This window comes from Streptomyces sp. P9-A2 (assembly GCF_036634175.1).
Taxonomy (GTDB): Bacteria; Actinomycetota; Actinomycetes; order Streptomycetales; family Streptomycetaceae; genus Streptomyces; species Streptomyces pratens.
The window spans coordinates 2,839,915-2,865,382 of record NZ_JAZIFX010000001.1; the positions used below are offsets into that span (position 1 = coordinate 2,839,915).

General features: G+C 70.5%; 20 protein-coding genes and 4 pseudogenes. 8 read left to right on the forward strand and 16 right to left on the reverse strand.

Features of this window, described 5'->3' with window-relative positions; all coding sequences use genetic code 11:
* Positions 1-204: 204 nt before the first annotated feature.
* A complete protein-coding gene (locus tag V4Y04_RS12890; RefSeq protein WP_332427841.1) occupies positions 205-1,263 on the reverse strand; it encodes an EamA family transporter in 1,059 nt (352 codons plus the stop codon).
* 91 nt (positions 1,264-1,354) lie between these two features.
* Between V4Y04_RS12890 and V4Y04_RS12895 the strand changes: the two genes are divergently transcribed.
* The 3 genes from V4Y04_RS12895 (at position 1,355) to V4Y04_RS12905 (ending at position 5,606) form a co-directional block, all read left to right on the forward strand.
* Positions 1,355-2,356, forward strand: coding sequence for a LysR family transcriptional regulator (locus V4Y04_RS12895; RefSeq protein ID WP_332427842.1), 1,002 nt, complete (start codon positions 1,355-1,357; stop codon positions 2,354-2,356).
* A 437-nt stretch (positions 2,357-2,793) separates the two neighbouring features.
* Positions 2,794-4,761, forward strand: coding sequence for a glycoside hydrolase family 3 protein (locus tag V4Y04_RS12900; RefSeq protein WP_443080006.1), 1,968 nt, complete (start codon positions 2,794-2,796; stop codon positions 4,759-4,761).
* A gap of 197 nt (positions 4,762-4,958) precedes the next feature.
* A complete protein-coding gene (locus V4Y04_RS12905; RefSeq protein WP_332427843.1) occupies positions 4,959-5,606 on the forward strand; it encodes a hypothetical protein in 648 nt (215 codons plus the stop codon).
* A gap of 28 nt (positions 5,607-5,634) precedes the next feature.
* Here V4Y04_RS12905 and V4Y04_RS12910 read toward each other — a convergent pair whose 3' ends face one another.
* From V4Y04_RS12910 to V4Y04_RS12920, 3 genes are all read right to left on the reverse strand, one after another.
* Positions 5,635-7,077, reverse strand: coding sequence for a S28 family serine protease (locus V4Y04_RS12910; protein ID WP_332427845.1), 1,443 nt, complete (start codon positions 7,075-7,077; stop codon positions 5,635-5,637).
* A gap of 166 nt (positions 7,078-7,243) precedes the next feature.
* Complete coding sequence (locus V4Y04_RS12915) at positions 7,244-7,630, reverse strand: hypothetical protein (protein ID WP_332427847.1); 387 nt, start codon at positions 7,628-7,630, stop codon at positions 7,244-7,246.
* A gap of 463 nt (positions 7,631-8,093) precedes the next feature.
* Entirely contained in the window at positions 8,094-11,825 is a 3,732-nt protein-coding gene (locus V4Y04_RS12920; protein WP_332427848.1) for an ABC transporter ATP-binding protein, read from the reverse strand.
* A 233-nt stretch (positions 11,826-12,058) separates the two neighbouring features.
* On the opposite strand from V4Y04_RS12920, the gene V4Y04_RS12925 reads away from it, so the two are divergent.
* Positions 12,059-12,934, forward strand: a complete 876-nt coding sequence (locus V4Y04_RS12925) for an endonuclease I family protein (RefSeq protein ID WP_332427849.1) — start codon at positions 12,059-12,061, stop codon at positions 12,932-12,934.
* A gap of 51 nt (positions 12,935-12,985) precedes the next feature.
* On the opposite strand, the gene V4Y04_RS12930 is transcribed toward V4Y04_RS12925, so the two are convergent.
* The 5 genes and pseudogenes from V4Y04_RS12930 to V4Y04_RS12950 all read right to left on the reverse strand — a co-directional run bounded on the left by V4Y04_RS12930 (position 12,986) and on the right by V4Y04_RS12950 (position 17,629).
* On the reverse strand, positions 12,986-13,765 hold the full coding sequence (locus V4Y04_RS12930; RefSeq protein ID WP_332427851.1) for a M48 family metallopeptidase: 780 nt from the start codon (positions 13,763-13,765) through the stop codon (positions 12,986-12,988).
* 4 nt (positions 13,766-13,769) lie between these two features.
* The gene (locus V4Y04_RS12935; protein ID WP_332427852.1) at positions 13,770-16,103 is read right to left on the reverse strand and encodes a type I restriction enzyme subunit R domain-containing protein; all 2,334 of its coding nucleotides are present in this window, start codon (positions 16,101-16,103) and stop codon (positions 13,770-13,772) included.
* Positions 15,997-16,719: pseudogene (locus V4Y04_RS12940) on the reverse strand (type I restriction endonuclease); the annotation flags it as partial. The gene V4Y04_RS12935 and the pseudogene V4Y04_RS12940, both read right to left, overlap by 107 nt.
* Positions 16,720-16,787: 68 nt before the next feature.
* The gene (locus tag V4Y04_RS12945) at positions 16,788-17,153 is read right to left on the reverse strand and encodes a hypothetical protein (protein ID WP_332427854.1); all 366 of its coding nucleotides are present in this window, start codon (positions 17,151-17,153) and stop codon (positions 16,788-16,790) included.
* Complete coding sequence (locus tag V4Y04_RS12950; protein WP_332427855.1) at positions 17,150-17,629, reverse strand: hypothetical protein; 480 nt, start codon at positions 17,627-17,629, stop codon at positions 17,150-17,152. Before V4Y04_RS12950 ends, V4Y04_RS12945 begins: the two co-directional genes overlap by 4 nt.
* 77 nt (positions 17,630-17,706) lie before the next feature.
* On the opposite strand from V4Y04_RS12950, the gene V4Y04_RS12955 reads away from it, so the two are divergent.
* Positions 17,707-18,501 carry a helix-turn-helix domain-containing protein gene (locus tag V4Y04_RS12955; protein ID WP_332427856.1) on the forward strand — a complete coding sequence of 265 codons (795 nt, stop codon included), beginning with the start codon at positions 17,707-17,709 and terminating at the stop codon, positions 18,499-18,501.
* Positions 18,494-18,715, forward strand: coding sequence for a DUF397 domain-containing protein (locus V4Y04_RS12960; protein WP_332427858.1), 222 nt, complete (start codon positions 18,494-18,496; stop codon positions 18,713-18,715). The genes V4Y04_RS12955 and V4Y04_RS12960 overlap by 8 nt, the downstream gene beginning before the upstream one ends.
* 82 nt (positions 18,716-18,797) lie before the next feature.
* Here the strand turns inward: V4Y04_RS12960 and V4Y04_RS12965 are convergent, their stop codons facing one another.
* The 4 genes and pseudogenes from V4Y04_RS12965 to V4Y04_RS12980 all read right to left on the reverse strand — a co-directional run bounded on the left by V4Y04_RS12965 (position 18,798) and on the right by V4Y04_RS12980 (position 22,238).
* The gene (locus V4Y04_RS12965; RefSeq protein ID WP_332427859.1) at positions 18,798-20,108 is read right to left on the reverse strand and encodes an AAA family ATPase; all 1,311 of its coding nucleotides are present in this window, start codon (positions 20,106-20,108) and stop codon (positions 18,798-18,800) included.
* A 218-nt stretch (positions 20,109-20,326) separates the two neighbouring features.
* Positions 20,327-20,482, reverse strand: a pseudogene (locus V4Y04_RS12970) (aminoglycoside phosphotransferase family protein); the annotation flags it as partial.
* A gap of 106 nt (positions 20,483-20,588) precedes the next feature.
* Positions 20,589-20,981: pseudogene (locus V4Y04_RS12975) on the reverse strand (VOC family protein).
* A gap of 33 nt (positions 20,982-21,014) precedes the next feature.
* Positions 21,015-22,238, reverse strand: a complete 1,224-nt coding sequence (locus V4Y04_RS12980; protein WP_332427861.1) for an RNA-guided endonuclease InsQ/TnpB family protein — start codon at positions 22,236-22,238, stop codon at positions 21,015-21,017.
* Positions 22,239-22,252: 14 nt separating this feature from the next.
* Between V4Y04_RS12980 and V4Y04_RS12985 the strand changes: the two genes are divergently transcribed.
* Entirely contained in the window at positions 22,253-22,411 is a 159-nt protein-coding gene (locus V4Y04_RS12985) for an Arc family DNA-binding protein (RefSeq protein WP_332427863.1), read from the forward strand.
* Positions 22,412-22,494: 83 nt separating this feature from the next.
* On the opposite strand, the pseudogene V4Y04_RS12990 reads toward V4Y04_RS12985, so the two are convergent.
* A pseudogene (locus V4Y04_RS12990) lies at positions 22,495-22,650 on the reverse strand (helix-turn-helix domain-containing protein); the annotation flags it as partial.
* A gap of 199 nt (positions 22,651-22,849) precedes the next feature.
* Between V4Y04_RS12990 and V4Y04_RS12995 the strand changes: the two are divergent.
* Positions 22,850-23,716: an AraC family transcriptional regulator gene (locus V4Y04_RS12995; protein WP_332427864.1), complete on the forward strand. Its 867-nt coding sequence runs from the start codon at positions 22,850-22,852 to the stop codon at positions 23,714-23,716.
* Positions 23,717-24,537: 821 nt separating this feature from the next.
* On the opposite strand, the gene V4Y04_RS13000 is transcribed toward V4Y04_RS12995, so the two are convergent.
* Together V4Y04_RS13000 and V4Y04_RS13005 are read right to left on the reverse strand one after the other, a co-directional pair.
* Positions 24,538-24,822, reverse strand: a complete 285-nt coding sequence (locus tag V4Y04_RS13000; RefSeq protein ID WP_332427865.1) for a hypothetical protein — start codon at positions 24,820-24,822, stop codon at positions 24,538-24,540.
* A gap of 189 nt (positions 24,823-25,011) precedes the next feature.
* Positions 25,012-25,323: a hypothetical protein gene (locus V4Y04_RS13005; protein ID WP_332427866.1), complete on the reverse strand. Its 312-nt coding sequence runs from the start codon at positions 25,321-25,323 to the stop codon at positions 25,012-25,014.
* Between the last annotated feature and the right edge of the window lie 145 nt (positions 25,324-25,468).

Consider the following 25,468-nt stretch of genomic DNA (forward strand, 5'->3'; position numbering starts at 1 on the left):
GCGCCCCGGCCGGCATGCCGGCGTGACCCACGCGTCGGCGGCCCGTCCGGCACCTCGCTCCGCCGGCGTGACCTCCGCGTCGGCGGCCCGTTCGCCCCGCGGCCGGCCCGCCGCTCCCGGGCACCTGACCGCCGGGCCCTTCCTCCCGGCCCGCCCGCCGGTCCCGCCCCTCAACGCATCGGCGTGATCAACGATTCGGCGTGATCACCGGCTCTGCACAACCGGCTCCCGCCCACCGGCCGGTCCGGCGCCCCGCCCCGTCGGCGCGGCTCCCCGGGCGCCGGACCCGTGTGTGTCGTCGGACCCGTGTGTGTCGTCGGACCCGTTTGTGTCGTCGCCGGGCCCGTTCGTCTCTCCGCCGGCCCTCTCCGTCCCGGCCCCGGTCTCCTTCTTCCGGCCCTCCCGCCGGTCCCGCCCGCCGAACGAGGCGAGGGCCACCCCGCCCACCAGCAGCGCCGCCGCGCACCACCGCAGCGGGGACACCGGCTCACCCAGGAAGAGGGCGGCCGACGACATCCCGAAGACCGGTACCAGCAGGGAGAACGGCGCCACCGTCGACGCGGGGTGACGGCGCAGCAGCCATCCCCAGGCCCCGAAGCCGAACACGGTGGCGCCCCAGGCGACGTACAGCAGCGCTCCCGCCCCCGGCAGGTCCAGTGCGCCCAGCGCCTCCAGGTCCCGTGACGGGCCCTCCAGGAGCAGTGAGAGCACCAGCAGCGGCAGGACCGGCACCGTGCTCACCCACACCATGAAGTTCAGGGCGTCGTCGGGCGCGGCCCTGCGGGTCAGTACGTTCGACACGCCCCAGCAGGCGGCCGCGGCGATGACCAGGGCGAACGCGCCCAGGGGACCCGAGGCGCCCTCGTCGGCGGCGGCGACGCCGATCCCGGCCAGGGCCACCGCCATGCCCACCAGCCGGATACGCGCGGGCCGTTCACCCAGGAGCAGGAACGCGAACAGGGCCGTGAACACGGCCTGGATCTGGAGCACCAGGGAGGACAGCCCGGCCGGCATGCCCGCGTCCATGCCGACGAACAGCAGCCCGAACTTGGCCACCCCGAGCGCGAGGCCCACCCCCACGATCCACTTCCACGCCACCTTCGGGCGCCCCACCAGGAAGACCGCGGGGACCGCCGCCGCGAGGAAGCGCAGCGCGGAGAACAGCAGCGGCGGGAAGTGGTCGAGACCGATCTCGATGACGACGAAGTTCACGCCCCAGACGGCGGCGACGAGAACGGCGAGCAGGACGTGGGAAGGTCGCATACGTCGAGGATCACCGCCCCGACCCTTCAGCACCAGCGACGATTCCTGCATGGTGGGGTGAAGCACCGCTTACCGATCGGGGAGCCGTCCCATGCTCGACCTCCAGCGTCTGCGCGCCCTGCACGCCGTGTCCGTGCACGGCACCGTCGGGGCCGCCGCCGCGGCGCTCGGCTACACCTCCTCCGCCGTCTCCCAGCAGATCGCCAAGCTGGAGCGGGAGACCAGGACCGTGCTGCTGGAGCGGGAGGGCCGGGGCGTGCGCCTGACCGACGCGGCGTACCATCTCGTCTCCACCGCGCAGGAGTTGCTGGCGATCGTGGAGCGGGCCGAGACCGAGCTGGAGGAGCGGCGCGGGGTGCCGTCCGGTCGGCTGACCATCGCCGCCTTCGCGTCGGCGGCCCGCGGGCTGATGCCGCCCGTACTGGCCGACCTGGCCCTGCGCCATCCCGCGCTCGACACCCGGCTGACCGAGATCGACCCGCACCTGTCCGTGGACCTGGTCGCCAAGGGCGCGGTCGATCTCGTCGTCGCGCACGACTGGGACATCGCGCCGCTGCCCGCCCCGGGGGGTGTGGAGCAGGCGGTCATCGGGGACGACCTGTGCGATCTGCTGGTGCCGCTCGGGCATCCCTTCGCGGAGCGCGGCACGGCGGTACGGCGCGAGGAGCTGGGCGGCGAGCGGTGGATCTGCCAGCCACCGGGGCGGGTCTGCCACGAGTGGCTGGTGCGCACCCTGCGGACCGCGGGGCACGAGCCGGACATCGTGCACCAGGCGGACGAGAACCCGACCCTGGTCGCCCTGGTCGCGGCCGGGCTCGGCATCGCCCTGATCCCGCGGCTCGGCCGGGGTCAGCTGCCCGACGGGGTGGTGGAGGTCCCGCTCGACCCGATGCCCGTACGGCATCTGTACGCGCTGTGGCGGGCCGGTGCGGCGCGCCGTCCGGCGATCGCGGAGACCGTGCGCACCCTGCGCGCCCACTGGCCCGCCGTCTCGGCACACCGGTCCCACGCACCGCAGTCACCCGGGCCGTCCCAGCCACCCGGGCCGTCCCAGTCGGCCGAACCGTCCCGGTCGGCCCGGTCCGCCCGGTAGCCCCAGGCACCCCGGCCTTCCCAAGCACCCCGGACATCCCAGCCACCCCAGCCACCCCAGTGGCCCCGGGCGTCCCGGGTCCGGGCGTCCCGGGTCCGGGCGTCCGCACCGATCCGGGATTTCCGCCCGCACCGGGGAACCCCGGGCCGAGTCCTCCCGTCCAATGCCCGGACTGCCGGAGGAGTCTCCGCGGTGCGGTGTCGGCCACTCGCCACTGGCTGCGATCGCCGACCCACCCTCTCCGCCGCGCCGCGGCCGGCAGCACCGCCGCCATCGGCGCGCCCCCTCCCGAAGCGCCGGTGGCGGCCCCGCCCGCGTCCCCGCCGGCCTCACCTCTCGCGCACTCCCTTGACTGGCAGAAACTTCCCGGATATTGGTGACCCCTTGGAAGTTTCCTTCAGCGGATCCCCCGTGGATCACCTCCCAAAGGAGCGCACGTGCCCGACAGCAGCACGGGAAGCACAGGAAACACGGAGACCCCGGAGACCCCGGAGACCCCGGAGACGGCGGAGCACACGGTGGACCCGGTGAACGCGGGAAGCACCGGGAGCGCCGCGCGTCCGTCCAGACGTGCGGTCCTCGCCGCGACGACGGCGGTCACCACCGTCCTCACCACCGTCCTCGCCGCCGGTGCCCCCGCCGGTGCCCCCGCGTACGCGGCCGGCGCCTCCGGCGCCACCTCGGCCCCCGCCTCCCCGGACGACCGGAAACTCCGCGCCCTCGTCTCCCGGATGACCCTGGAGGAGAAGGTCGGCCAGCTGTTCGTGATGCGGGTCTACGGCCACTCCGCCACCGAGCCCGACCAGGCGGACATCGACGCCAACCTCGAGGAGATCGGCGTGCGCACGGCCGCCGAACTGCTGGAGAAGTACCGGGTCGGCGGCATCATCTACTTCACCTGGGCGCACAACACCCGTGAGCCGCACCAGATCGCGGCTCTCTCCAACGGCATCCAGAAGGCGTCCCTCGGCCTGCCGCGCGGGCTGCCGGTGCTCATCTCCACCGACCAGGAGCACGGCATCGTCGCCCGCGTCGGCGCGCCGGCGACCCTGTTCCCGGGCGCGATGGCCGTCGGGGCGGGGAGTTCCCGCTTCGACGCGCGCGACCTCGGCAGGATCGCGGGGCGCGAGCTGCGCGCCCTGGGCATCCGTCAGGACTACGCCCCGGTGGCCGACGTGAACGTCAACCCGGCCAACCCGGTCATCGGCGTACGGTCCTTCGGGTCCGAGCCGGAGGCGGTGGCTCGGCTGGTGGCCGCCGAGGTCGCCGGGTTCCAGCAGTCGGGGGTCGCGGCGACCGCCAAGCACTTCCCCGGGCACGGCGACACCGCCGTCGACAGCCACACCGGTTTCCCGGTGATCACCCACAGCCGGGAGCAGTGGGAGGAGCTGGACGCGCCGCCGTTCCGGGCGGCGATCGCCGCGGGCATCGACTCGATCATGACGGCCCATCTGATGGTCCCGGCGCTCGACGACTCCGACGACCCGGCCACCCTCTCCCGTCCGATCCTCACCGGCATCCTCCGCGAGGAGCTGGGCTACGACGGGGTCGTGGTCACCGACTCCCTCGGTATGGAGGGCGTGCGGACGAAGTACGGCGACGACCGGGTGCCGGTGCTGGCCCTGAAGGCGGGCGTGGACCAGTTGCTCAACCCGCCCTCCCTGGACGTGGCGTGGAACGCCGTCCTGAAGGCCGTCCAGGACGGCGAGCTGACCGAGGAACGGCTCGACGAATCGATCCTGCGCGTCCTGCGCCTGAAGGCGAAACTGGGCCTGTTCAAGGACCCGTACGCCGCCCCGGACGGCGTGGACCGCAGGGTCGGCACGCGCGCGCACCGGGCGGCGGCCGACCGGATCGCCGACCGGACCACCACCCTGCTGGTCAACGAGGACCGCGTGCTGCCCCTGTCGCGGCGCCGACAGCCGAAGCTGCTGGTCGTGGGCGCCGACCCGGCCTCTCCGTCCGGCACGACGGGACCTCCGACCGGCGTGCTGGCGGGCGCGCTGAACGAACTGGGCTTCACCGCCACCGCCCTGCCCACCGGTACGACGCCGTCGGCGGCGGTGATCGACCGAGCCGTGACGGCCGCGCGGGAGGCGGACGCCGTGGTCGTCGGGACGTACAACGTGACGGCGTCCTCCAGCCAGCGGACCCTGGTCGAGCGGCTCCTGGCGACCGGCAGGCCGGTGGTCGCGGTGGCGATCCGCAACCCGTACGACGTGGCCCACCTGCCCGCCGTGCGGGCCTTCCTGGCGACGTACTCCTGGACCGACGTCGAACTGCGGGCGGCGGCCCGGGTGATCGCGGGCCGGGTGGAGCCGCGCGGGACGCTGCCGGTGCCGGTGCAGCGGGCGGACGACCCGGCGGCGGTGCTGTACCCGGTCGGGCACGGGCTGAGCTACTGACCACGGCATCCGGGGTTTCCCGCGCCCTGGTTTCCCGCGACCCGGTTTCACGCGCCCGGGTAGCCCGTCGGACGTAGCACCCGTACGTCACACAACCGACGCACCCCCACCAACATGCGCAAAGTGTGCCGTATGTCCAGCGTGACCCGCTGTGGCGGGTCACGCTGGACGGGGGCGTTCGGGGGAGGGTGACGCACGTGAGAAGTTCCCTGGGGGCGGTGTGCGCGCTCGCCGTGCTGGCCGCGGCCCTGTCGGCCGGCTGCCAGAGCGCGCCCGGCGGCGCCGACGAGAACGGCCGTCCGGCCGGACAGCGGACGGCGACGGTGTCACCGGCACCGGCACCGCTCCGGACCTCGGGCTACGGGGCGGTGTTCCTCGGGATCGACGAGTGCAGTTCGTTCGGCCGGACCAGTTTCACCGAGGTGCCGTGCGCCGGCGAACGGGCGGCGGCCCGGGTGGTCGCCCGCCACGACGGGACCGTCCGGGACGGGCCGCGCTGCCCCGCCACCACGGACTTCGTCCTGCACATCAGCGAGCAGCTCCCCGCGTCCGACGAGGACGGCGACGGGGCGGTGCCGCGCGGCTACGCCTGTATGCGCAACCTCCAGCCCCCGCACCCGGGCGATCCCGGCGGCGGGGGCGGGCCGCGCACCATCGTCGGCGACTGCGTGCGCGGGCTGGACGACGGTCAGGTCCGCGAGACGGCCTGTGACGGCGAGGGGGAGCAGCGGCCGGAGTACAAGGTGACCGAGGCCGTGGACGCCAGGTCCCGGTGCCCGGCGTCCACGACCCTCTATGTCCGGCTCGGTGGCGATTCACCGGTGGGCTGCGCCCGTCCGGTGTGATCCCCGCCGCCGTCGCGGCCCGGTGTTCCTACCGGTGCAGCGCCGGCTCCCGCCGGATGTCCCGCACGTCCAGCGTGCGGTCGAACTTCGCCAGCGGCTTCGCCTCGGCCGGGTTCTCCTTGACCGCGTTCGGGGCGACGCCCGCCCAGTCGAGGATGCGGGCCGTGGCGAGCGCCTTCTCCTCATCGACCAGACCGGCCACGTTGGCACCGTGGTTCATGCCCGGGGCGGTCAGCACGTACGAGTCGCGCGCGCCCTTGCCGAGCCGGAAGGGCTCGGCACCCCACGGGTCGTTCTCGCCGTAGACGAACAGCATCTGCCGGGCGTTGCCGCGCACCCAGGTGTCGATGTCGCGCATGGCCCGGGGTTCGAACGTCATCGGGATCGAGCGGGGCACGAAGTTGCGCGGCGGCTGGTAGCCGTGGCGGACGTACTTCTTCTCGATGTGCGGGAAGCGGATCGTCGGCGCGCCGAGCTGCGTACCGGCCTGGTAGTAGTACGGCGTGTACGGGCTGAGGCCCTGGTCCGTGTAGAACGAGAAGCCGGAGATGGTGTCGACCGAGGTCCAGATCTCGTCGTCGGTGGCGTTCCTGGCGTCGGCCGGGATCTGCTCGCAGTCCTGCACCGTGCCGTACTGCCAGAAGCCCCACACGTAGTCGAGGACGACGGCCTCGTACGCCCGGTCCGCGCTGCCGACGGTGTCGAAGGTGTAGCCGTTCTCGGCGGCGTACGCCTCGTACCTCTGCTTCAGCGGTGCCCGGCGGACCAGCGCCTCGCGCTGCACGCCGTTGAGCCGGTCGCGGCACTCCTTGGTGCCGACCTTCCTGAAGAAGCGGTCGTAGGCCGAGTCCTCGTGGTTCACCACGTCGTTGGGGGCGACGTAGGCGACGACGCCGTCCATGTCACGCGGGTAGAAGCGCTCGTAGTACGTGGCGGTCATGCCACCCTTGGAACCGCCGGTGGAGATCCACTTCTCGGAGTAGATCCCCTTCAGTGCCTTGTGGATGCGGTGCTGGTCGCTGGCGGCCTGCCAGATGTCCAGCGTGGACCAGTCGGCCGGGTCGGGGCGGGACGGGGTGAAGAAGCGGTACTCCATGGAGACCTGGTTGCCGTCCACGATCTGGGTCGGCTCGCTGCGCCGCGGCGTCGTCGAGACGTTGTAGCCGCCGGTGAAGAAGACGGTCGGCCGCGCGACGTCCTTGTGCAGCACGGTGATCCGCTGCTGGAAGGTGCCCTTGGCGGGCCTGCGGTGATCGACCGGCTGGGTGTAGTTCAGGACGAAGAAGCGGTATCCGGTGTAGGGCTTCTCCTCGACCAGGCTCATGCCCGGGACGGAGAGCAGCCTCTCCTTGATGTCGGTGCCGGCGGTGACGTCGGTCTCGGCGGCGGTGGCGGCGGTGGCCGCGCTCGCCGCACTCACCGTGCCGATCAGCATCGTGAGCGTCAGCAGCCATCTGAGCGCCTTGCGCATGCACACTCCCCTGTGAGACAGATGTGGCCGGGAAACTAGCCGACCAACTCGCCCCAGCACCAGGGGACATGGGGATAGCCCTCGGTGCAGAGAGGGGCAAAGGCCTTACCCGGGACGGAAATTCCAGCTCGGGTCCGGGTGCGCGTTCTCGGGTCCGGGCGCGCGTTCAGCACAGGATCCAGCCGGAGCTGACCGACCCGCCGGCCACCCTGCCCTTCACCCAGACGCAGCGGCGCCCGGCGTGCACGGTGACCGGGCCGGCGTGCCGCTTGTAGCGGCCCTCGTCGACCACCGGACGGCCGCCGCGCGCCCTGATGCTCACCGACATCTTCCGCTTGGTGCCGGGTTTCTTGGCGAGGGTGACGGCGCAGAGGTAGCCGCCGCGCTTGTAGACGACGACCGAGCCGGTGGAGAACGGCAGGGTGCGCATCTTGCGTCCGGGGCAGTGCGCCGCGGCCTGGGCGTCGCCCGGCGCGGCGACCACCAGCAGCCCCGCCGCGGTCAGCACCGCCAGGCCGAGCGCGAGTAACCGGCGTATCGCTCCGCTTCCCACTGCCGTTCCTCCCCGTACCGGATCGCACCGCATCGAAGCCCGCGTCGAAGCCCGTACCGCACCTGCCGCGACCGAGGGCGTACAGGTGTACGGACGCATGGCGTACGCCGGATGGTTGCCCACCCGCATCCCCGGCCTCACGCGCGCCCTGCACCCGCACCCCGGCCCGGCTGGTCACACCCCGGGCCCACCCCCTCGGGCCCACCCCCTCGGGCTCACGCCCCGGGCCCCACACCCCCGGACTCACACCCCGGGCCCCACACCCTCGAACTCACGACCCAAGCCCACACCCCCGGACCCGCACCCCGGACCCCACACCCTCGAACTCACGACCCAAGCCCACACCCCCGGACCCACACCCCCGGACCCGCACCCCGGACCCCACACCCTCGAACTCACGACCCAAGCCCACACCCCCGGACCCACACCCCCGGGCTCACGCCCAGGGCCCACATCCTCGGGCTCACCGCCCCGCGCCGACCGGTTCCTCCGGTTCGGCCTCTCCGACGAAGGTCCGCCACAGTGCGGCGTACCGTCCGTCGCGAGCCAGCAGTTCGTCGTGCGTGCCGTCCTCGGCGACCCGGCCGCGGTCCATGACGACGACCCGGTCGGCGCGGGCGGCGGTGGTCAGCCGGTGTGCGACCACCAGCGTGGTGCGCCGTCCCGCCAGCCGGTCCGTCGCCTGGTTGACCTGGGCCTCGGTGGCCAGGTCGAGGGCGGCGGTGGCCTCGTCGAGCAGCAGGATGTCGGGGTCGACGAGTTCGGCGCGGGCCAGCGCGATCAGCTGACGCTGTCCGGCCGAGAGGTTCCGGCCGCGCTCGGCGACCTCGTGCAGGTAGCCGCCCTCCAGCGTGGCGATCATCTCGTGCGCGCCGACCGCGCGGGCCGCCGCCTCGACCTCGGCGTCGGAGGCGTCCGGGCGGCCGTAGGCGATGGCGTCGCGGATCGTGCCCGGGAAGAGGTAGGCCTCCTGCGGGACCACGCCGAGCCGGTGCCGGTAGGCGGTGATGTCGAGGTCCCTGAGGTCGGTGCCGTCGACGGTGACCCTGCCCCCGGTCGGATCGTAGAACCGGGCCACCAGCTTGACCAGGGTGGACTTCCCGGCACCGGTCTCGCCGACGAACGCGACGGTCTGCCCGGCGGGGATGCGCAGGTCGATGCCGCTGAGGGCCTCCTCCTCGTCCCCGTAGGCGAAGTCCACGTCCTCGAAGACGACCTGGCCGCGCAGGGAGGGCACGCCGAGGGGTTTCGCGGCGTCCTGGGTGGACGCCGGTTCCCGCAGCAGTTCCTGGATGCGGCCCAGGGAGACGGACGCCTGCTGGTAGCCGTCGAAGACTTGGGAGAGCTGCTGCACGGGGGCGAAGAACAGGTCGATGTAGAGCAGGTACGCGACCAGCGCACCCGTCGTCAGTGTCCCGTTGTCGACCCTGATCCCGCCCACGACGAGGACCGCCGCCGCGGCCGACGACGCCAGGAACTGCACGAACGGGAAGTAGACCGAGATCAGCCACTGGCCCCGGATACGGGCGGCCCGGTAGCCGTCGCTGCGCTCGGCGAACCGCCGGTTGCCCAGCCGCTCGCGCCCGAAGGCCTGCACGATGCGCAGCCCGGACACCGACTCCTGGAGGTCGGCGTTGACCGCCGAGATCCGCTCCCGGGCCAGTTCGTACGCCTTCACGCTGGCCCGGCGGAAGAAGTACGTGGCGATGATCAGCGGGGGCAGCGTGGTGAAGACGATCAGGGCGAGCTGTACGTCGATCACCAGCAGGACGCCCATGATGCCGAAGAAGGTGACCACCGAGACGAACGCGGTGACCAGGCCCGTCTGCAGGAACGTCGACAGCGCGTCCACGTCGGTGGTCATCCGGGTCATGATCCGGCCGGTCAGCTCGCGCTCGTAGTAGTCGAGGCCGAGCCGCTGGAGCTGGGCGAAGATCTTCAGCCGCAGTGAGTACAGCACGCGTTCGCCGGTGCGTCCGGTCATCCGGATCTCACCGGTCTGCGCCGCCCACTGCACGGTCACCGCGAGCAGGCCGAGCAGCGCGGACGCCCAGACGGCGCCGAGGGCGGCCTGGGTGACGCCGGCGTCGATGCCGTGCCGGATCAGCACCGGCAGCAGCAGGCCCGCGCCGGCGTCCACGGCGACGAGCGCGAGGCTGATGAGCAGGGGCGTGCGGAAGCCGCGCAGGAGGCGGCGCAGTCCGTAGGATTCCTCCGGCTGCACGGCCCGGCGCTCGTCGATGTCGGGGACGTCGTCGGCCGGGGGCAGCGCCTCGACCTGGGCGAGCAGTTCGGGGGTGGCCGGGCTGCCGGCCAGGGCGGTGTCCTTGGGCTCGCGGTCGCCGGTCCACAGGCGGGGGGTGACTTCGCGCTCGGCGTCGAACTCGGCGTCCAGCTCCGCGCGGACCGTGGTGTCGGCGGTGTCGTCCTGGCGGAGGGCGGCGGCCGGGTGGTGGCCCGGGGAGACGCCGCCCAGTTCGTCGGGGTCGGTGAGCAGCCGGCGGTAGAGGGCGGAGCGCCGCTGGAGCTCGTCGTGGGTGCCGATGTCGGCGAGCCGGCCGCCGTCGAGGACGGCGATGCGGTCGGCGAGGTTGAGGGTGGAGCGGCGGTGCGCGATCAGCAGGGTGGTGCGACCGCGCATGACCTCGGCCAGCGCCTCGTGGATCTCGTGCTCGACGCGGGCGTCCACGGCGGAGGTGGCGTCGTCGAGCACCAGCAGGCGCGGGTCGGTGAGGAGGGCGCGGGCGAGCGCGACGCGCTGGCGCTGGCCACCGGAGAGGGTCAGTCCGTGCTCGCCGACGGTGGTGTCGTAGCCGTCGGGCAGTTCGGTGATGAACCGGTCGGCCTGGGCCGCCCGGGCGGCGGCCACGATCTGTTCCTCGGTCGCCTCCGGGCGGCCGTAGGCGATGTTGGCGCGCACGGTGTCGGAGAAGAGGAAGGAGTCCTCCGGGACCAGCCCGATCGCGGCCCGCAGCGACTCGGTGGTCAGCTCGCGCACGTCGTGCCCGCCGACGAGGACGGCGCCGCCGCCGACGTCGTAGAAGCGCGGCAGGAGCAGCGAGACGGTGGACTTGCCGGAGCCGGAGGCACCGACGACGGCGAGGGTCTCGCCGGGCCCGATCTCGAAGGACAGACCGTCGAGGACGGGGCGCTCCGGGTCGTAACCGAAGGAGACGTCGTCGAACTCGACGGTCGCGGGGGCGTCGGCGGGGAGCTCCTTGGTGCCGTCGGCGAGGGACGGCTCGGTGTCGATCAGTTCCAGGACGCGTTCGGTGCCGGCCCGCGCCTGCTGTCCGACGGTCAGTACGACGGCGAGCATCCTGACCGGGCCGACGAGCTGGGCGAGGTAGGTGGAGAAGGCGACGAAGGTGCCCAGCGTGATGTTGCCGCGTACGGCGAGCCAGCCGCCGAGCGCGAGCATCGCCACCTGGCCGAGGGCGGGGACGGCCTGGAGGGCCGGGGTGTACCGGGAGTTCAGCCGGATGGTCCGCAGCCGCCCGGCGAACAGCCGCCGGCCGACCTCGCGGAGCTTGCCCGTCTCCTGCTCCTCCTGCCCGAAGCCCTTCACCACGCGCACCCCGCTGACGGAGCCGTCGACCACTCCGGCGACGGCGGCCGCCTGGGCCTGCGCGTACCAGGTGGACGGGTGCAGCCGGGTGCGGCTGCGCTTGGCGATCCACCACAGGGCGGGGGCGACGGCGAGGGCGACGGCCGTGAGCGGCAGCGACAGGGACGCCATGATCACGAGGGAGATCACGAACAGCAGGATGTTGCCGATGGTCATCGGCAGCATGAAGAGCAGGCCCTGGATCAGCTGGAGGTCGCTGGTGGCCCGCCCGACGACCTGCCCGGTGGACAGCTCGTCCTGGCGGCGGCCGTCGAGCCGGGTGATCGTCCGGTACATCTCGGTCCGCAGGTCGTGCTGGACGTGCAGGGCGAGCCGGCCGCCGTAGTAGCGGCGGACGAAGGTGAGGGCGTAGACGACGGCCGCGGCGCCGATCAGGGCGCCCGCCCAGGGGGCCATGGCGCGGGTGTGGTCGCCGATCACGTCGTCGATGATCACCTTGGTGACCAGCGGGACCAGCGCCATCACGGCCATGCCGCCGAGGGACGAGCCCAGGGCCAGCACGACGTCCCCCGGATGACGCCACGCGTACGCGCCCAGTCGCCGTGCCCATCCCTGCTGCGGTGTCACGCGGGTGCCCTCCGGTCGTGCCGATCCGATCGTCCTGATCTACCGGAAGGCACCAACACACCCTGAAGCGGATTTCATCCCTCCGCAACGTTTGGGGAGGCCGGGGTCACTCCAGAGGGGCGCTCTCCGCAAGGACGTCACGTAATCGACACCGCATGTACATTCATACAACTTCATGCGCATGTCACGATGCGAAAACCCTCATTCAACTCGCGTAGACGGGACACCCCCACATGCTCGCGATACGCATGCGCACCCGGCACCGCAGGGCGGTGGCGTTCGCCACCGCCGCCGCCCTCACCGCCCTCGCCGCTCCCGCCCTGACCGCGACCCCCGCCACGGCCACGACCGAGCCCCCGGTGACGGCGGCGGCCACAGTTACGGCTACGGCGACAGCGACAGCGACAGCGGCGAACTCGGACTACGACTCGACGTACTACAAGAACGCGATCGGCAAGACGGGGACAGCCCTCAAGTCCTCGCTGCACACGATCATCAGCAGCCAGACGAAGCTGTCCTACTCGGCGGTCTGGGACGCGCTGAAGGCCACCGACCAGGACCCGAACAACAGCAACAACGTGATCCTGCTGTACTCGGGGGTCTCCCGCGGCAAGTCCCTCAACGGCGGGAACACCGGCAACTGGAACCGCGAGCACGTGTGGGCCAAGTCCCACGGCGACTTCGGCACCTCCACCGGCCCCGGCACCGACATCCACCACCTGCGCCCGACGGACGTCCAGGTCAACAGCATCCGCGGCAACAAGGACTTCGACAACGGCGGCAGCGCCGTAGCGAACGGCGGCGGCAGCCTCACCGACTCCGACTCCTTCGAACCCCGCAACGCCGTCAAGGGCGACGTGGCCCGCATGATCCTCTACATGGCGGTCCGCTACGAGGGCGGCGACGGCTGGGCCGACCTGGAGCCCAACAACAACGTCAACAACGGCAGCAACCCGTACATGGGCAGGCTCTCCGTCCTGAAGGCGTGGAACGAGCAGGACCCGCCGGACGCCTTCGAGCAGCGCCGCAACCAGGTCATCCACGACTCCTACCAGCACAACCGCAACCCGTTCATCGACCACCCGGAGTGGGTCGAGGCGATCTGGTAGGCCTCACCGTGGCTGAACTCCTCTACTCAGAAAGGGGGAGTTCAGCCCGGCTTACCGGACGTCACCCATCCAGAGCCGCCGCCCCAGCTCGTCGAGGTCCGCGCGCCGCCCCTCGTACTCGGGCAGCGCGGTCCGCAGCAGCCGCCAGAAGTCCTCCCGGTGCCCGGACACCTTCACGTGGGCCAGTTCATGGGCGATGACGTAGTCGATCAGATGCATGGGCAGCTGGAAGAGCGGCCACCCGAGACTCATCAGACCCTTGGCACCCGCCCCGGCCTGCGGCGGCCGGTATGAACCCCACCGGTCTCCCAGGTCCCGCACGTCGAGTTCCGGCTCGGTCACCCCCATGCGGGCCGCCCAGGGCTGAAGCCGCTGTCCCGTCCAGTTCCGGCCGGCCCGGCAGTACCAGTCGACCAGCGCCGCCCGACCCGCCTGGGGCTCCGCCGCCAGATCCGGGCCCATGACGAGACGCCCCGCGATCAGCCGGACTCCTCCGGCCGCTCCCTCCTCACCGGACACGGCCAGCCGGTACGTCCTCCCCAGATAACGGAAGACCTCTCCGTCGACGAACTGTTTGACGGGGCTGAGCGGGCGTGTGCGCTCCCGCTCCCGCCGTTTGGTCACCAGCCAGTCCCGGTGTGCGCGGACGAACTGTTCCGCCTCGGCCGTCGAGCGCCCGGCCGGCGTGTGCAGGGTGAGGGTCGCGTCGGTCTCGACGGTCAGCGCGAACCGTTTCCTTCGGGCGCTGGCACGCACCCGCAGAGACAGCCCCTCCACGGTGAGGAGTGTTTCGGGGACGGGGTACGTCGAGGGATTGGCCGGCGCGGTCACGCGCCTATTCTCCCCTCGCCCTGTTCCGGAACTGCCGGAGGTTGTCCTGCGCGAAGGACGCCAGGCGCTCGGCCGCGTTCTCCAACGACACCCAGTCCCCCTTCACGGGCCGGACATGGCCACTGAGCAGGACGTCCTGGAGGTCTCCGGCCAGCGCGCTGATGTCCTGGTGCTGCCCCTGGTACGACGCCCTGGCCATGGTCCGGGTGGCCATGGCGCACACCTTGTCCGTGAGCCGCCTGATGTCGCCGCCGTCGGCGAGGCTGATCCCGGGTGTGTCCTCCAGGATCTGCTCCACGAGCCGGTACGCCCGCTGTTCGAGCGGCGTGAGGCCGGCGAGCTCCGGGGACTCCTCCTGTTCCTGCCTGGCCTCCTCGATCAGCGGGCCGAACTCCTCGATCTGCTCCTCGAAGCGCCCCGGTATCGTGCGCAGGATCTCTTCCAGGCGCTTGGAGAGCCGCTCGTACTTCGCGGGGTCCTCCCGCTTCGTCCGCTCCTCCAAGTGGAAGCGGAGCGCGTGGCCCATCTCCGCCGCCGCCTCCTGCGGCGGCAGCCGCCGCACGGCGTCGTCGAAGGTGAGGGCGGTGAGCGAGACCGGCGGGATGACCTGGTCGATCTCCGGCCCTTCAAGGTGGTCGGCGATCATCGCCCGGACCTTGCGTCCGTACCGGCGCAGGGTGAACGTGCCACCCTCGGCGTCCCGGCACAGCCGCCGCACCCGCTTCTGGAGCAGGCTCCAGCGCCGGGCGTCCGCCACGTAGTCCAGGGCGTCCTCGTGCGGAAGGACGCGTTCGAGGGTGGCGAGGAACTTGTGCAGCACCTCGTCGAAGTCGAACCGCAGGTCGTCGGGCTCCAGGGCGAGGGCCGCGGGCCCCAGCTTGGCGAGCTGGTCGAGCTGCGCGTCGTCGATGCCGTTGCGCCGCAGGAAGTCGCGGACCTCCTGTGCGGCAGGGCCGAGTTTGTCCACCTCGTAGGACAGATCTCGCATGGTGTCGGTGACGTCGGCGTTCCGGTACCCGGCGAGTGCTCTGGAGAGGTGCTCGAAGACGCCGTAGTAGTCGACGACGTAACCGACCTCCTTGCCGGGCGAGGTGCGGTTGACACGCGCGACGGCTTGGAGCAGCTCGGCGTCCCGGATCGGCCGGTCCAGGTAGAGCACCTGTTCGCGCGGGGCGTCGAATCCCGTGAGCAGCATGGACTTCACGATCAGGAACGCGACGGGGCTGTCGGGGTGCACGGGGTCGGGCACCGAGGTGGGGAGCGGCGGCGGCCCGCTGTTCGCGGCATCAGACCACGGAGTGTTCATGCCGCCGGCGGGATCGGTGGGAGGGGTCGGAGCCTGCGGTGGATTGAAGGGGGTCACCGCAACCCACTCCGGATCGGGCGCCAGCTCGGGGAAAACCTTCTGGAAGCGCTCGGTGTACGCCTCCTGGCGACCGGCGTCGGTCCACTCCCTCCATTCTCCCCGCTTGTGGCCGGAACCCGGGGAGATGACGGGAACGAAGTCGATCCGCCGCAGCAGCGCCCGGAACTGGTGGGCCTGGTGGAGATAGCGCTGTCTGACGGACAGCTTCTCCAGCGGGGTCCCCGTCACCGACTCCGGGTCGAACTCGGCCAACTGGTCCAGCAGTTCGTCACGGGCCTTGCGCAGGGCGTGGTGGTACTGCACGGCCGCCTTCCGGCTGACGGCCGCGACCTGTGCCTTGAAGCCGCCGGGCAGCACGGTGGTCACCCAGTGTTCCAGCATGTCCTCGGCCTTCGCCTCGATCATGGGAACGGACTCGGCGACGTCCCGCTCGGTGGGCCACCGCTTGAGCAGCGCGGCCCGCTCCTCGGGGGTGCGGTCCCGGACGAGGTCGTCGAACCCCTTGTCGAGGACCTCCCCGTCACGGACCTCGCCCTCCCCGGTCCGCCCCTCGTAGCGGATACGGACGACGACGCCGTCGTGCTCGGCGTCCTCCATCCGGTACTCGTCGAGGAAGCCCCGCGGCGAGTCGCCCCGCCCGAAGATCCGGCGCGTGTCCTCCTCGCGCCCGGTGATGATCGGCGTACCCGTGAACCCGATCTTGGCGGCGTTCGGGATCGCCTTGCGCAGGACGGCGTGCAGGACGCTGGTGTGGGAGCGGTGTGCCCTCCTCCTCCGGCTCGACGCTGCGCCACGGGTGGAAGTGCTCGGGCTCGGAGGTGACGGTCCCCAGGTGGGCGGTCTCGCCGGTCGCGGCGACGAGGAGCTGCACGGTCCGGAACAGTTCCGGTACACCGGCGGGGACCGGGGTACCGGTGGCGTCGAGGTCCAGAACGGGATTCCCCGCGTAGTGCCGCAGATCGAGCACGGCACTGCGGACGGGCTCGGCGAGATCGGGGCTCTTGCACTCGACGGCGACGAGCGGGATGCCGTTCACGAAGAGGACGAGGTCGAGTATCGACAGCTCCCCGGAACGGCTGCGCACGCGGAGCTGGTCGACGACGGTGAAGGTGTTGCGCGTGACGAGGTCCGGATGCCACTCGACGTACTGGACGGTGGCGGACGGGCCGCCGTGCGCGGCGGAGGGCGAGGGCAGCGTCCAGCCGTGGAGCAGCATGTCGGTGGCGGCGAGGTTCGCCTGCACGACGCCCTTGCCGAGGGAGAGGGAGGCCAGCTCGCCGACCGCCCGCCGGATGTCGTCCTCGCCCATCCAGGGCTGACCGTCACCGCCCCGGAGGTTGATCCGCCGCAGCGCGGGTCCGAGCTGGTCGACCAGCAGCAGCACGGCCGCGTCGAGCGTGTCCAGCTCCACGCCCGGGACGTGCGTCCACCCCATGGCCTCCAACTGCGCGACCAACGGCCGCTCCACCTCGTCCCGTTCGACGTGCACCACCACAGCCCGCGCCCCTCCGTACGTCCCGCCGTTCCCCGGAGATGCATTCAGTGCCCAGGGGGCGGGGTGAGGGGAAGGGATCCAGGTGGAGGACATGGCTGAGCGCGCGGACGTACGGGGCTTTGTGCCGGTACGTCCGCACGTTCGGCGGCGGAGCGGGTGGGTCAGGTGCCGGGGTCCTCTTCCGGGGCGGGGGCGGAGCTTTCCTCGCCGCCGTGGGGCACGGGGAGGCGTGCTCCCCTGCTGCGGGCGATGCGGTGCACGTCGTGGAGTGCCTCGGCCAAGCAAGCGGCGAGGTAACGGAGTTGGGGTGTGGTGGCCTTGTCGTCGCCCAGGAGGTCGACGGCGTGGCCGAGAAGGTCGTCGGCCATGCCGAGCTGGATGGCTTCGACGTCGTCGGCGAGGCGCGAGAGACGGCTGGTGCCGGTGTCGTCGGTGACGAGGTAGCAGGGGTTGCCGTCGAGGTTGGACCAGGGGAGGAGGCGGGGCCGGCTGGCCGTGGTGGCGGCGTCGTGGCTCTTGTAGATCACGCGGCCACCTCGTTGCCCCGGATGCGGCGCGGGCCGACGTCGACACCGTGGATGTGCCGTGGCCCTACGTCGATGCCGTGCACGGCGAGCCAGAGAGTTCGGCGGCGGGCGCGCTGCTGCCTGGCCTGGACGCGTCGTTCGTGGGCGAGGAGGTAGGGGCGGACGAGCCGGGAGTCCTCTCCGTGGAGGAGGGCCTCGTGCGGGGAAGGGCGGCGGCCGGGTGCGACGGGGGCGGCCGGCACGGGGGTGGGCCGCGCCGCTCCCCCGGCGCGGTGCCGGTTCCGGTGCCGGTGGCGCCCGGAGGCGGGCCACAGGAGCCGGAGCAGCGGCTCGACGAGGCGGGCGATACGGTGCAACACGTCTTCAACTCCGATGCGGTTGAGGGCCATGCCCCCGGGCCGTCGGTAGCGGTCGCGGGGGTCTTCCGTGCCCGAGGGCAGGTCGACATGCATGGACATCGCTGTGTAGCGATCCACTCACAGAGTGAGACCGGCCGGGCTAGGCTCGCCAGAGGGGCGGAGGTGACAACGCATCTGTCACATGGGAGTTGACGATGAGCAACATCTATGGGGAGTGGTTGAAGGCGCAGCGCGAGGCGGCCGGGCTGACGCAGCAGGAGCTGGCGACGGCCGCCGTCATGACGCGTTCGCACATCTCGCACATCGAGGCGGGCCGGCGCACCCCGTCCAAGGAGGACGCGCGACGCCTCGACAGGGCGCTGAACACGGGCGATGTACTCAGCAGCTTCCTGCCGGACGACGACACCGCTGTCGCGGGGTACTTCGAGTCGGCCCTTCAGCTCGAACAGCAGGCAACGATGATCCGGGAGTTCGCCCTGTCGTTCATCCCCGGCATCCTCCAGACGGAAAGGTACGCGCGTGCGGTTCTGAGCATGCCGTTCCCTCCGGCGAGTGAACAGGAACGTGACAGACGCCTTGTCACACGCCTGGAACGCGCAAAGATCCTTGCCGACCCAGTGACACCCGTAGTGTGGGCGCTACTGGACGAGGCGGTGCTACGACGCCGGATCGGCGGCCCGGAAGTCATGGCGGAGCAGATCAACCACCTCATCAGACTCGCCAAGGCCGAACGGATCCAACTGCACCTTCTGCCTTTCACGTTGGGCATGCATCCCCTCATGAGCAACATGCTCACGCTGATGTGGTTCGAGGATCAGCCACCCGTGGCCTATGGCGAAGGCCTGTACATGGGGAAAATCCACGACAGTCCATCAGTGGTTCAGGAGCTGCAGCATCGCTACGATTTCGCACTGGGCAACGCTCTGCCGCTCAAGGAATCACTGGATCTGCTCAGGGCAACAGCAAAGGACTACGAACATCATGGCTGACCGAGCGATACCGAACGCAGGGGTGCGGAAGGGCTGGCGGAAGTCCTCTCACAGCAACGACCAGGGCGGCAGCTGCCTGGAGGTCCTGGACGACCACCCTGCAGGTGTCCCTGTCCGCGACTCAGAGAACCCCGACGGCCCGATTTTGCTCTTCGCACGACAGAACTGGTCACCGTTCGTCACAGCAGTCAAGGACGGCCACCTGTCCGCCTGACCGCTCACCGCCACGATCCATCCGGCCCGCAACCTTTGGGCGGGCCGGACACCGTTCTCTCAGGCCGCCACGCCAGAGACTGTCACCTTGCCCTCGGTGAAGATGAAGACCTGACGCTTGCGCTGCCCGCCCCGTCCGCTCGCTCGCCTGTCCCGTCGTACGTGCCGGCCTCACGCGCCACCAGCAGCCGCCGCGCGATCTGCCCCTCCAGGAGAGCCGGAACCCCGCCGAAGGCCCCCGCGAGATAGGACTGCGTGAGGTCCTCGTCCTCGCCCGGCTCCGCATCGGTGAGCGGGTACAGCCCGGTCGCCCCGTCCTTGTCCTTCTCCGTCAGCCACACCTGCGCCGGGTCGAGGAGCCGCTCGCCGCTCGGGGTGGTGAGCACCGTCGCGTCGTGCGATGTGAAGACCAGCTGGGCGCCCTTGGGGTTCGCGTACGGGTCGTGGAAGAGCCGGACGACCTCGGCCGCGAAGCGGGAGTGCAGGCTGGCGTCGAGTTCGTCGACGAGGAGGACCGCGCCTTCGTCGAGGGCGAGGAGGAGAGGGCCCAGGAGGGCGAACCAGGACCGGGTGCCGTAGGACTCCTCCTGCCAGTCGAAGGGCACGTCCCCGGCAGCCGAGTGGTGCGTCAGCTTCACCGTGTCCCGGCCCGGACCGTCCTGGACGACCGTCGCTCCGGTGATGCCGAGGTCGGCCACTCTCAACAGCTCCTGGATCCTGGTGGCCCTCGGACCGGACAGTTCCTTCGTGGTGTACCGCGCGCGCTCGTCCCGCTCGGCCTCCGGGCTGATCATCCAGAGGTTGCGGCGGAACCAGTGGAACAGCGGGGAGAGCTGCGGGTGGTTGTCCGTGCCGGCCGTGGAGAGCAGCAGGGCGTTCGGCCGCGTACGCCGTACGAGCTGGGCCCGGTCCCTGACCCGTCCGCCGGGCCACTTGAAGACGTCCGGCCGGGAGGCGTCGCGGTCGAGCCATTCCTGACGGCGACCGCGCGGGTAGCTGTGCAGCCATTCGGACTCGACACGGGTGGCGCCGAGCTCGAAGCCGTACGTCCAGCGGACCCCGTCGATGACGACATCGACCTCGAAGAAGGAGGGTTCGCTCTCGCTCTTGGGGTGCAGGGAGAAGACCTGACGCGGTATGCCGTCGTAAGAGGCCCAGTGCGCGTAGGAGTTGAGGACCGCGTTGCGCATGTCGGTCATCGCGGTCAGCACGTTGGACTTGCCGGAGGCGTTGGCCCCGAAGATGCCGATCAGCGGGAGCACGGAGAGGGATCCGCCACCCGCGAGGTCCACCGGGTTCACCGATGCGTCCTGTCCGTCACCGGGCGCGACGAAGGACAGCTCCTGCTCGTCACGCAGGGACCGCACGTTCGCGACGCGAAATCTCAGTAGCAAGCCGTCCTCCTCTCCGCGCTCAGGGTAGTCGTCGCCTCCGGTAACGGCCTGACGGGGAAGCCTGTGACCTCAGGGAACATATCGTCCACCGGATCGCCTCCGCAGCCGATCGAGTGATCAACATTCTGTAGGCATCGGAAGGACGACCACCCGGAGTGGGTCGAGGCGATCTGGTAGCCCGCTGACCCCGTGGTGTTCGGCGACACCGTCCCGGGCGCCACGGGTGCCACCCGGGCCAGGACGTCACACGGCAGCAGCCGCAGGGTGAGCTTGTTCGAGTCGTGGAGAACGAGCGCGTCGTCGACGGTCAGCCCGAGCGAGGAGGCGGTCGACATGGCCGCGGCCACCGCGCGCGGGACCTCAGACACCCGCATCGCCGCCTTCATCGCAGCATGGAAACACGGCCCGATGGTCCGCGGCCGGCGACTTCCTCAGCAGGTTCCGGCCGTGGCGCGCCCTGCGTCCTCCGTGCACACCGTCTCAGACCTTCGGCTGGGTGAAGCGGATGCGGTTGCCGAAGGGGTCACGCAGGCCGCAGTCGATTCCGTACGGGCGCTCGGTGGGTTCCTCGGTGAACTACACGCCCTTCTCCAGCAGCCTCTCGTAGGTCCTGCGGCAGTCGTCCGTGGTGAGGATGAACCAACCGCCCATGGCCCCCTTGGTCACCAGCTCGCGTACCTGCTCCGCCGTCTCCTCCGACATCGCCGGAGCGCCCGGCTTCTCCAGGAGGATCTGCCACTCGGGGTGACCGGGGACGCTGACGGTCAGTCAGCGCATGAAGCCCATGTCGATGTCGGCGGTGACCTCCAGACCGAGCTTGCCGACGTAGAAGTCGAGGGCCTCGTCCTGGTCGAGGACGTACATCTTTGACATCCTCCCCTCCCTGAAGGGGAGGGGATTCCTGGCTCAGGCCGCCTCCGGGAGCAGCGCTCCCGGAGGTCTTACGCCCTCGGCACCAGCCGGGTTGAGACCAGCCCGGACCAGCATCACGCGGGCGGAGTTCTTGTCCCTGGGGGACACGGTTCCGCATGTGGTGCAGGTGTAGGTACGTTCCGAAAGAGGAAGTGCGTGCTTGGTTCTCGCTCCGCACGATGCGCAGTCCATGGTGGTGTGCGCGGGGTGCACGAGGCGGACGTCCCGCCCGTGCTTGCGGCCCATTTCGAGCAGGGCCCGCTTGGTGGCGCCGATGGCGGCGTCGGCCGCCTTGCGGGCCATGCTGGTGCGGGCGAGGAACTTCGGGCGGAAGTCCTCCACGGCGATGGCGTCGTGGTCGGTCACGACGCGCTTGGCCCACTTGCGGGCGGTGTCCTGCCGCTGCCGGGCGACCTTCTTGGAGACCTGCGCGGCCTGCCGCCGCGCCCTCCTGTAGCCCTTGGACGCGGCCTGCCCCCTGGCGGGGCGGCGGCGGGCCATCATCCGCTGATAGCGGGCGAGACGCTGCGCGGCCCGCTTGCCGTGTTCGGCGTGCGGGAGGTCGTGGGCGTCCGATGTGGTGGTGGCGGTCTCCTTGACGCCCCAGTCGACACCGAGGACGGCGCCGGTTTCGGGAAGCGGTTGCACCTCAGTGGCGACGACGAACGACGCGTACCAGCGGCCGAGGCTGTCCCGGTACACCCGCACCGACGACGGAGCGGACGGCAGTTCGCGCGACCACACCACCGTCACGGCAATGCCGCCCGCCAGGTGCAGACGGCCGTTCTTGAGGCGGAACCCTCGGGTGGTGTAGTTCAGCGTCGGCTCGGCGTCACGCTTGCGCTTGTGCCGGGGCATGCCCGCACGCTGCTTCACCGGCAGACGGCACTCGATGTCCTTCAAGGCCTTGGAGCGGGACTTGGCGTAGTCCCGGATCGTCTGCTGCTGCGGGACGCTCGCGCCGTTCCGCAGCCACGGCTGCTTGCTGCGGGCCTCGGTCAGCATCTTGTCGAGCTGTGCCGGACCGCAGGTCAGCTTGTCGTCGGGGTGCGCCTTGCTGTGGGCGTGCACCTGCCGGCACTTGGCAACGCATTCGTTCCACACCCATCGGCAGCGGTCCCACTCGGCAAGGAGTGGGGTGCGGGCGGTCGACGGCACGCGGAGCCGATAGGTGTACCGGGAGTGCCCGGCGTCCTTGGCCATCCGCAGCATCGCCATGGCATCATTTTAGCATGGCCGATGAGAAAAGAATCTCCCTCCGACTCCCCACCGACCTGCACGCACGGCTGGTTGAACAGGCTCGTGCGGACCGGCGGTCCCTCAACTCCGAGATCATCCACCTGCTTGAGGTCGCCCTCACCGACACGGATGGAGACGGCCAATCGCCCTGACGGCGATTCGTCTTTCCTTGCCCTGCTCCGCAGGGGTCCGCTTCTCCCCCGCAAGCGGGCGGTACCCCCACCCCGGCCTGAAGTCCGGGGCATCCTCGGAGGTACCCGGTGAAGTGCGCCGGTGACACATGGGCGATGCGCGCCAGGGCGGGGACGTCCATCGGCTGCGCGTAGTCGCGGTCCATCGCGTCCCGCGCCCGGAGCATGCGGCGGTTGGTCTCTTCGGCGGCGCGGCTCACGGGGCCATCCCATCACGGTCCACTCGCCCCGCACCACGCACGGACCGGTCACGGCCGGCAGGCCGCCGACGTGCGTCGACGCTCCGGCGGGGGACGTCGCTCGGCCGTCTGTCGTACCCGACCGGATCGGGCACAGGATGTCGGGTCCGGCAGGGTGGTTCCTTCCTAACGTGAGTGAGCGAAGGGGAAGGAGACCGGGGTGCTGGAACGGCTGAACCAGGCCATGGAACACATCGAGCGCCACCTCGATCAGCGGATCGACGCGGCCGACCTGGCACGGATCACGGCGACGTCGGAGTACCACTTCCGCCGGCTGTTCTCCGCGCTGGCGGGAATGCCGCTGTCGGAGTACATCCGGCGCAGGCGGCTCACGGTCGCCGGTGCCGAGGTGCTGGCCGGGAACCGGACGCTGCTGGAGATCGCGATGCGGTACGGCTACACGTCGGGGGAGGCGTTCGCGCGTGCGTTCCGCGTCATGCACGGCGTCGGTCCCGGCGAGGCCAGGCGGTCCGGTGCGAGTCTGCGGTCCCAGCAGCGGCTGTCCTTCCGCCTCACCGTCGAAGGGAGCAGCAGTATGCGCTACAGGATCGTGGAGAAGGACGAGTTCCGCGTGGTCGGCAGGAAGGCACGCGTCCCCCTCGTGCACGAGGGGATGAATCCCGCCATCGCCGACTTCATCCGGGGCATCGGGCAGGAGACGCTGCAGCGCATGCGGAGCCTGTCCGATCAGGAACCGCGGGGGATCGTGGGAGTGAGCGAGAACCTCGACCCGAGCCGGGCGGAAGGAACCGAACTCGACTACTACCACGGGGTGGTGACCCGTGCCGCCGCGCCCGAGGACATGGACGCGCTCACCGTGCAGGCCGGGACGTGGGCCGTCTTCGAGAGCTCCGGGCCGTTTCCGCAGGCGCTCCAGTACCTCTGGCGGGACGTGTTCACACAGTGGTTCCCGTCCAATCCGTACCTGAGCCGGCCGGGACCCGAGATCCTGCGGACCCGGCTGTCGCAGGATGCCACGCAGGCGGACGCGGAGCTGTGGATCCCCGTGGAGCGGGCGGCGGTCTGAACGACGGCGTGCGGCGGCGGCCCGGCCGCCGCCGCACGCCGGAGATGTTGGTCAGAGCCTTGAAACGAACCGGGTCTCCCGGGCCCGGACCACGAAGGGCCGGGAGAGGACGGTGACGGTGACGGAGAGGGCGGCCGGGACGGTGATCGTGAGGCCGGGGCCGAGGTACGGGGCGAGGACTGCGGCGATCGCGGTTCCTCGGCGGTGGTCTTCTGAGTGGCGGGCTGGTCGTCGTGGATCACCGCCCTCCAGAAGTGACCCACCCGCGTGAAAACCGTGAGCGCATCCGCCCCCACTGTCCAGATGTCACTCATTTGAGCGCTTACTGAATTCGGCGCTTCGAGGTCAGTCCGATCTGTCGAGAGTGAGGCCGGTCCCGGCGAGGAATCCGCCGAGGATGCCGTGTCGGTACTGCAGTGCCTTGAGCCTCCTGCCTCCTGCCTCGGCCACGGCACTCCCCCTGCTACGCCGCTCAACCCACCCGACGGAACTGCGCTACACCCGACCACCGCCCACCCCGGGGGAACGAGGGTCCCCCGGGGCCGGGCCCGGTCATGGCCGTTGCGCCCGGATGCGGGCGGTGGACCGTGGTGCCCGGCCGGGTGCCGGCATCGATGCCGACCCATATCCGCTCGTGAGACGTGCTCAAGCCCGTCGCTCCGTATCTCTCGTGACCAGCACCCCATGGTCCGAAGGACACCCCGCCGACAGGTCCCTGATAGGACTCCCGCTCTCCCTGGTCAGAGGGGATCTCCTTTTCCATGCCCAAACCCCGAACGGACCATCACCCGGCGAATCGTGGTTCAGTCAGCCATCCTCGTTCAACTCTTGCCGACATGGAACCCGTCGGGCCAACAAATGGTATCCAGGACGTACTCGTGCACGAAGAAACCATTCGGGGAACGTCTGAACCCAGGCAGGGCTCGCGCCCTCTCGATTCGTTCTTCAGCCAGCTGCCTGCTTGAGTACAGGCCAAGCACCTTGAAACTGTCCTCACTGTCATCCCAGAAGAGCGGTTCACCATCTTCCATAAAGTCAGGTGCTACATCTTCGGGCTCAACTGACATGTGATGCCGGTGCACCAAAAGATAGACGATTCGATTCATTTCAATCCTTTACCGGGATTTCAAAGTTGGTAGGGACAGACCACCGGACGGTACCCATCCGCGCCAATATGGACGGACGACCTGCTCCGTCCGCACCGGGGTGCCGACAGTCCGACGGTCGCGCATAGAGCCAGCCGTACCCCCGTCAAGCTCGAAGACCCCTTTTTGCTCACCGAATGAATGAGGAAGTCAGTCCTCCTGAATTCCTTCTGGATACTCCGTAAAATATCCGTCGGTCCACAGGTCCTCATCAAGCATGAGGGGTGAAATGCAGAAACAATCCGGCTCATCACGGAACCCCGGCAACTGCTTCGCACCCTGACCCCGCGCCCCGGCCATCTCCCTATCGCTGTAGATACCGAGAATTCGCCACTCCTCCTCGTCCAGATGTATGCCGCCGTCCAGATCTCGATGGATCGCCTCCCCGTCCTCCTCTACGGCAAGATGGCGGGCATGCCACAAGACGAAAACCTCGGGCTGGGAGTGACGTTCAGTCATCATGCACGCTTTCTTTCGTAGGTAAGCTTTCGGGGGGTGCGCGACCGCACCCCCCGAAAGCTTACAAGTACCCGCTACTTCCGGTCGAAGTATTTCTTCGCCTTACTAATGGGCCCACCTGCACCCATCTCCCGCTTCGTAGGGGGCC

What these genes read in the sequence shown, in the direction of transcription:
- V4Y04_RS12925 (WP_332427849.1), top strand. Translation starts at nt 12,059, where the DNA reads ATGCTCGCGATACGCATGCGCACCCGGCACCGCAGGGCGGTGGCGTTC.
- V4Y04_RS12895 (WP_332427842.1), top strand. Translation starts at nt 1,355, where the DNA reads ATGCTCGACCTCCAGCGTCTGCGCGCCCTGCACGCCGTGTCCGTGCAC.
- V4Y04_RS12890 (WP_332427841.1), bottom strand. Translation starts at nt 1,263, where the DNA reads ATGCGACCTTCCCACGTCCTGCTCGCCGTTCTCGTCGCCGCCGTCTGG.
- V4Y04_RS12960 (WP_332427858.1), top strand. Translation starts at nt 18,494, where the DNA reads ATGGCTGACCGAGCGATACCGAACGCAGGGGTGCGGAAGGGCTGGCGG.
- V4Y04_RS13005 (WP_332427866.1), bottom strand. Translation starts at nt 25,323, where the DNA reads ATGATGACTGAACGTCACTCCCAGCCCGAGGTTTTCGTCTTGTGGCAT.
- V4Y04_RS12910 (WP_332427845.1), bottom strand. Translation starts at nt 7,077, where the DNA reads ATGCGCAAGGCGCTCAGATGGCTGCTGACGCTCACGATGCTGATCGGC.
- V4Y04_RS12980 (WP_332427861.1), bottom strand. Translation starts at nt 22,238, where the DNA reads ATGGCGATGCTGCGGATGGCCAAGGACGCCGGGCACTCCCGGTACACC.
- V4Y04_RS13000 (WP_332427865.1), bottom strand. Translation starts at nt 24,822, where the DNA reads ATGAATCGAATCGTCTATCTTTTGGTGCACCGGCATCACATGTCAGTT.
- V4Y04_RS12985 (WP_332427863.1), top strand. Translation starts at nt 22,253, where the DNA reads ATGGCCGATGAGAAAAGAATCTCCCTCCGACTCCCCACCGACCTGCAC.
- V4Y04_RS12955 (WP_332427856.1), top strand. Translation starts at nt 17,707, where the DNA reads ATGAGCAACATCTATGGGGAGTGGTTGAAGGCGCAGCGCGAGGCGGCC.